This is a genomic window from Massilia sp. CT11-108 (assembly GCF_047302915.1).
Taxonomy (GTDB): Bacteria; Pseudomonadota; Gammaproteobacteria; order Burkholderiales; family Burkholderiaceae_D; genus Telluria; species Telluria orientalis.
Genome location: NZ_JBKYMO010000368.1, coordinates 1 through 5,701, shown reverse-complemented (window position 1 = coordinate 5,701; position 5,701 = coordinate 1). Strand labels below are relative to the sequence as shown.

Sequence of the window (5,701 nt, the reverse complement as noted above, 5' to 3'; positions counted from 1 at the left end):
ACGTCTGATGTCTATGGAAGGTGGCAGTAGACGCGTGCGGCCTACCCTGCCGCCATCGCCGCCCTCATGCTGGAAGACCGTGTCGACATGGACAGCGCCGCCGTCGCGCGCGCACAGGCGCCTGCCGCCTCGACATCGGCCTCGGCCTCGGCGTCGGCCGACAAGGCTGCGTTGGCGCCAGGTTTCTATCTGCAACTGGGCGCTTACGGACGCGACGGCAAGGCCGAGGAAATGGGCGAAAAACTCAAGCAGGCCGGCGTCGACCTGGCGGTCGAAGTCGTCCGTTCGGGCAGCGTCAACCGCCTGTACGGCGGCCCCTTCGAATCCCGCGCCCTCGCGCAGGAAGCGGCGCGTGCGCTGCCGGCCGGACTCGGCCTGAAACCCATCGTCGTACGGCGCTGAGCGGCAGGGTAGGCCGCACGCGTCTACTGCCACCTTCCATAGACATCAGACGTCTGATCAATGTTGATGGCAGTTCTTCCCGTAATCCCGACAATTTCTCATGTCACATGGTGTATTTTTGTGCGTGAATGGCCTAAAACGATGCTTTCTGCATGTTTTATCATCAGATGTCAGACATCTACAACGTTTTTTGTTTTGCTATACGCTACCATTTTTTGCGCAAGCGATTCTTGATCTTTCCAAACATAAAAAGGAGCTTTGTCGAAAACTGCCTGATAAATGCAAAGCTCCTGTCGATGTTTGCGCATAACATTTATGTTTGCGCGATTGACACCGTTAACATTGTGCTCCTACACTGATTTTGCCAGCCATAAAGACGGCCCATCGGGACGTCCCAGGCATAGAAAAACACAGGAGACAGCAATGATCGAGAAGTCCGTACAACGGCGCCGCCAGCGCCGGCAAGTCGTGCTTGGCCTGAGCGTGCTCGCAGGCCTTATCCAGCAAGCATATGCGCAAGATACCGCGGCGCCGGCCCAGCCCGCGCCGGTCGTCCAGGCCGATACCAACGTCGTCAAGGTGACCGGCTACCGCGCCAGTCTGCTTTCGTCGGCGAAGGATAAAAAGGAGTCCGTCGGTTTCACGGACACCATCAGCGCCGAAGACATCGGTAAATTCCCCGACAAGAATATCGCTGAATCTCTGAGCCGTGTGCCGGGCGTGCAAATCGCGCGCGACGTGACGGGCGAGGGCATGAACATCCAGATCCGCGGCCTGGGGTCGAGCTTCACCAAGATCCTGCTGAACAATGCGCAGATCGCCGTGGCGTCGTCCGGCCCGATCGACGGCGCGAGCACCAACCGCGAAGTCGACCTCGACCTGCTGCCGACCGACCTGTTTACCAAGCTGACCGTCAGCAAGAGCCCGACGGCCGGCCTGATCGAAGGCGGCGCCGCCGGCGTCGTCAACATGCGCAGCGCGCGCCCGTTCGACAACCCGGGCACCCACGTTTCGTACAGCGGCACGGCGCAGAAGCAGCAGATCGCCGACGGCGTCGGCGGCCGCGGCTCCATCGTGGCCAGCAAGACCTGGGGCGACAAGTTCGGTATCCTGGCCGGCATCGCCGTTAACCGCCAGAAGTCGCGCACGACCGGTTACGAGACCGTCGGCCTGACGAACCCGAACCTGACGGCAGCCCAGAGCTCCTCGCCGACCCGCAACAGCACCGGCGGCGGCAACTGGACGATTCCGGCCACCGTTCCGGCCGGCGCCGGCGCCGGCCTCGTGGCGGGCACGCCGATCGACCAGGCGTTCCTGCTGGCGCACAACCCGGGCCTGACGATCGACCAGATCGACAACGCCCTCGTGCCGCGCCTGGGCCGCTTCATGGATTACTTCGGCACGCGCGACAAGGGCTCGGCCATCCTCAGCGCCGAATGGCGTCCGCTGGAAAACCTGCACTTCTACGTCGACACGCTGTACAGCAAGAAGGACGACGACATGCAGCGCATCGCCTACACCTGGGCGGTCCGGAACAATGCAGCGATCCCGCTGAACATGCAGGTCGACAAGAGCGACTGCACCACGGGTTGCACGGTCACGTCGGGCACGTACGCCAACTCGACCTACTTCATCGAATTCGGCCCGCGCCGCGACCGTACCGACCTGAAGGGCATCAACCCGGGCATGGAGTGGAAGATCACCCCGACCCTGAAACTGGAAGCCCAGGCCAACGCCACCAAGTCGACGTTCTCGCACGAAGCACCGACCATCATGCCGATCACGGCAGCCGGCAGCGGCCTCGTCACCACGTTCCAGAACAACGGCGGCGTGCCGAGCATTTCGTTCAACAAGGACGTCAACGACCCGGCGAACTTCGTCTGGGCCGGCGGCCGCGTCAACATCCAGAACGAGCTGCGCGAAACGAGCACGAAGGGCTTCCACACCGACCTGACCTGGGGCGATTCGAAGCTGAGCGTCAAGGCCGGTCTCGCCTACGACGACATCGACCGCCGCATCCGCGGCCAGGACAACTCGGCCGCGTGGCAGGCCGCCGTCTGCGGCAACAATCCGAGCGTCTTCATCCAGGGACCGAACGGCGCGCCGCCGTGCGACGGCGCCAGCACGCCGGGCGCCAGCGCCGCCGCGCTGTACCCGGGCTACGGCACCGGCTACACGGCCGGCCAGACGGCACCGCTCACCTACCAGGGTTCGCTGATCCCGCTGAACAAGCTGGCCTCCTACCTGGTGCAGGGCCCGCACGACCGCCTCGTCGTCGACTGGGACCGCTTCCGCAAGGATTCGAACTACGACGCGTACAACTCGAGCGCGCCGGATTCCACGAGCTCGTCGACGGGCGCCAGCTCGGGTTATGTGCGCGAGCGCTCCACCGGCTTCTACACCGAGCTCAACGGCGAAACCAAGCTGTTCAGCTTCCCGGTCCGCTACAACGCCGGCGTACGCTATGTCCGCACCAAGCAGGAAGTGGGCTCCCTGAACTCGTTCAGCGACCCGCGCAACGCCAACCTGACGCTGAACGGTTCGAAGTACCCGAACCAGACCGAGTGGGTCTACCAGGACACGACCTACAACAACACGCTGCCGTCGGCCACCGCGGCCATCACGCTGCGCAGCGACATCGTGGCCCGCATCGCGGCGTCGAAGACGATGACCCGTGCGAATCCGAACTCGCTGCGTCCGGGCATCAACTTCAGCGGCACGTCGGCCGACGTCGGCACGATCGGCAGCCCGGAACTGAAGCCCTACCTGTCGAACAACATCGACCTGGGCATCGACTGGTACACCGGCCGCGAAGGCTATGTGAGCCTGACCGTGTTCCAGAAGAAGGTGAAGGGCTTCACCGTCATCGACAACCTGACGATGCCGTTCTCCGCCCTGGCCGCCTACGGCATCACGTACAACAACCTGATCCCGACGCAGCAGGTGGCGATCAACTCGCGCGGCGGTCCGGACGTGGCCACCGTCGTGATGAGCCAGGAACGCAACGCCGGCGGCATCCTGACCGTGCGCGGCCTCGAGATCGGCTGGGTCCAGCCGCTCGACAAGCTGCTGCCGATCAAGGGCTTCGGCTTCAGCGAGACCGCGACCCTGATCAACCAGAGCGCGAGCGGCGAGGGCACCAACGGCTTCGTGGCGCTGAACGTGCCGAAGAAGAGCAACAACTTCGGCTTCTACTACGAGAACCACGGCTACATGGCGCGCATCTCGCACCAGTACCAGCAGGGCAGCCAGAGCGCCAACGCGAACCAGAGCGGCGTGACGCTGGCGGCACTGTACGGCCGCTCGTACAAGCAGGCCGACTTCTCGTCCAGCGTGGACCTGGAAGAAGTGCTGAACCGCGACAACTGGCCGACGATCACGTTCGACATCGTCAACCTGAACAAGGCCAAGCGCGAAGGCTACTTCCAGTTCCCGAACGCACAGTTCACGTCGTTCGATCCGGGCCGCACCTTCCAGCTGGGCATCCGCGGCAAGTTCTGATCGCACGGCAGTACCTTTTACGTCCCCTGTCCCCGCTTTCGACCGGCATGCAACGCGCCGGTTGCGAGCGGGGCTTTTTCTTTTGCGGTAGCTCACACCGCTTCCGTTTTCCCCCCGGGATCCGGAACTGCCGGCCTGGCGTCCCTGTCGAACCGCATATCGACGCAACGACGCGACAGGAGGCAGGGGATGGGGGCACGACTCGTGGAGCTGGTCACGCGCTTCGGCGGCCGGCTGGAAGGCGACCCGGACATCGAAGTGGCGCGCATCGCCCCGCTGGACCGCGCGGGCGCCACGGACATCAGCTTTCTCAGTAACAGCCGGTTGCGCGCCGTGGCCGCGCACAGCCGCGCGGCGGCGCTGATCCTGGCGCCGCTCGACGAGCCGGAGGTTGCGGCCACGTACGCGGGCGCGCGCATCGTCACGAACAACCCGTACGCGTATTTCGCGCGCACGGCGCAATACCTGTGCGCGCCCGGACATACGCCCGTGCCGGGCATCCACCCGACAGCCGCCGTGCACCCGGGCGCGCGCGTGGACCCGACTGCCTTCCTCGGTCCGCACGTCACGGTGGAGGAGGGCGCGGCCGTCGGGCCCGGCGCCGTGATCGACGCGGGCTGCTACATCGGCCGCGACGCCAGCGTGGGCGAGGGCACGCATTTCTTCGCCAACGTGACCTTCCACGCGCGCTGCGTCATCGGCGCGCGCGGCATCGTCCACTCCGGCGCCGTGATCGGGGGCGACGGCTTCGGCTTCGCGGTGGACGGCGGCGTCTACATCAAGATTCCGCAGACGGGCCGCGTCGTCATCGGAGACGACGTCGACATCGGCTCGAACACGGCGGTCGACCGCGGCGCGCTGGACGACACGGTGATCGAGGACGGCGTAAAACTCGACAACCTGATCCAGATCGGTCACAACTGCCGCATCGGCGCGCACACGGCGATGGCCGGTTGCGTGGGCGTCGCGGGCAGCGCCACCATCGGCCGGCACTGCACGTTCGGCGGCGCCGCGATGATCAACGGCCACATCGACATCGTCGACAACGTCCACGTGACGGCCGGTACGCTGGTGCCGAACTCGATCACGGCACCGGGGCGCTACACGGGGTTTTATCCGATGGCGCCGAATGCGGAATGGGAACGCAACGCGGCGCTGCTGCGCAACCTGTCGGCGATGCGGGAAAAGATCAAGATGCTCGAGCGGGCGGTGAAGGTGCTGGGTGGCGAGCAGGCGGGACAGTCATCCCGCGATGCGTCCGCGCTTACCCGCAGCTCTTGACGTCCGCCCCGTCATAACGCTCGGCATAGCCTTCGATGCGCTTGCGGGTCGCGGCATCGAGGCTGCGTACGCGGTAGACGTAGTGAGTCGTCTGCGGCCCGCGCGGTGCGATGCGCGCCGTGTGCACGCCCTGCTTGCCCAGTTGCGCGAGCATCGCCTGGGCGCCGCTCTCGGTCTTGAACACACCCAGCGAGATCGCGTATTTCAAAGGCGAGTCGCCCTGCAGGACGTAGAAATTGGTCACGCCCAGGCTGCGTAGTTCGGCGGCCTTGCGGTCGGCCGCTTCCTTGCTGCCTTGCGCCGGGATGTGCACGAGCCAGCTGCTGACGTCCTGGGCCTGGATGGTCTGGCGCGACTGGCGGTCGCCGAGGTCCAGCGCGGCCAGGCGCGCTTCGAAGCGGCGGGCGTCGGTGGAATTGAACGGGCCGATTTCCGTGCACGCGAAGGCCGGGACGGGAGCGGGGACCGACGGCGCGCCGGCAGGTGCGGGTGCGCTTGCCGCAGCGCTTGCCGGCGC

Annotated in this window: 4 protein-coding genes; 3 read left to right on the top strand and 1 reads right to left on the bottom strand. The window is 65.5% G+C overall.

What is annotated here, in order from left to right:
* The first annotated feature begins 66 nt into the window (after positions 1 to 66).
* From ACEN88_RS23015 to lpxD, 3 genes are all read left to right on the top strand, one after another.
* On the top strand, positions 67 to 402 hold the full coding sequence (locus ACEN88_RS23015) for an SPOR domain-containing protein (RefSeq protein ID WP_413343367.1): 336 nt from the start codon (positions 67 to 69) through the stop codon (positions 400 to 402).
* 423 nt (positions 403 to 825) lie between these two features.
* Complete coding sequence (locus ACEN88_RS23010) at positions 826 to 3,903, top strand: TonB-dependent receptor (RefSeq protein ID WP_413343365.1); 3,078 nt, start codon at positions 826 to 828, stop codon at positions 3,901 to 3,903.
* Positions 3,904 to 4,092: 189 nt separating this feature from the next.
* Positions 4,093 to 5,184: a UDP-3-O-(3-hydroxymyristoyl)glucosamine N-acyltransferase gene (lpxD, locus tag ACEN88_RS23005; RefSeq protein ID WP_413343363.1), complete on the top strand. Its 1,092-nt coding sequence runs from the start codon at positions 4,093 to 4,095 to the stop codon at positions 5,182 to 5,184.
* Here the strand turns inward: lpxD and ACEN88_RS23000 are convergent.
* Positions 5,168 to 5,701, bottom strand: a 534-nt coding sequence (locus tag ACEN88_RS23000) for an SPOR domain-containing protein (RefSeq protein ID WP_413343361.1), incomplete at its 5' end; no start/stop codon positions are given. The genes lpxD and ACEN88_RS23000 overlap by 17 nt on opposite strands.

Coding starts and splice junctions, on each gene's coding strand:
- lpxD (WP_413343363.1), top strand. CDS start 4,093: ATGGGGGCACGACTCGTGGAGCTGGTCACGCGCTTCGGCGGCCGGCTG.
- ACEN88_RS23010 (WP_413343365.1), top strand. CDS start 826: ATGATCGAGAAGTCCGTACAACGGCGCCGCCAGCGCCGGCAAGTCGTG.
- ACEN88_RS23015 (WP_413343367.1), top strand. CDS start 67: ATGCTGGAAGACCGTGTCGACATGGACAGCGCCGCCGTCGCGCGCGCA.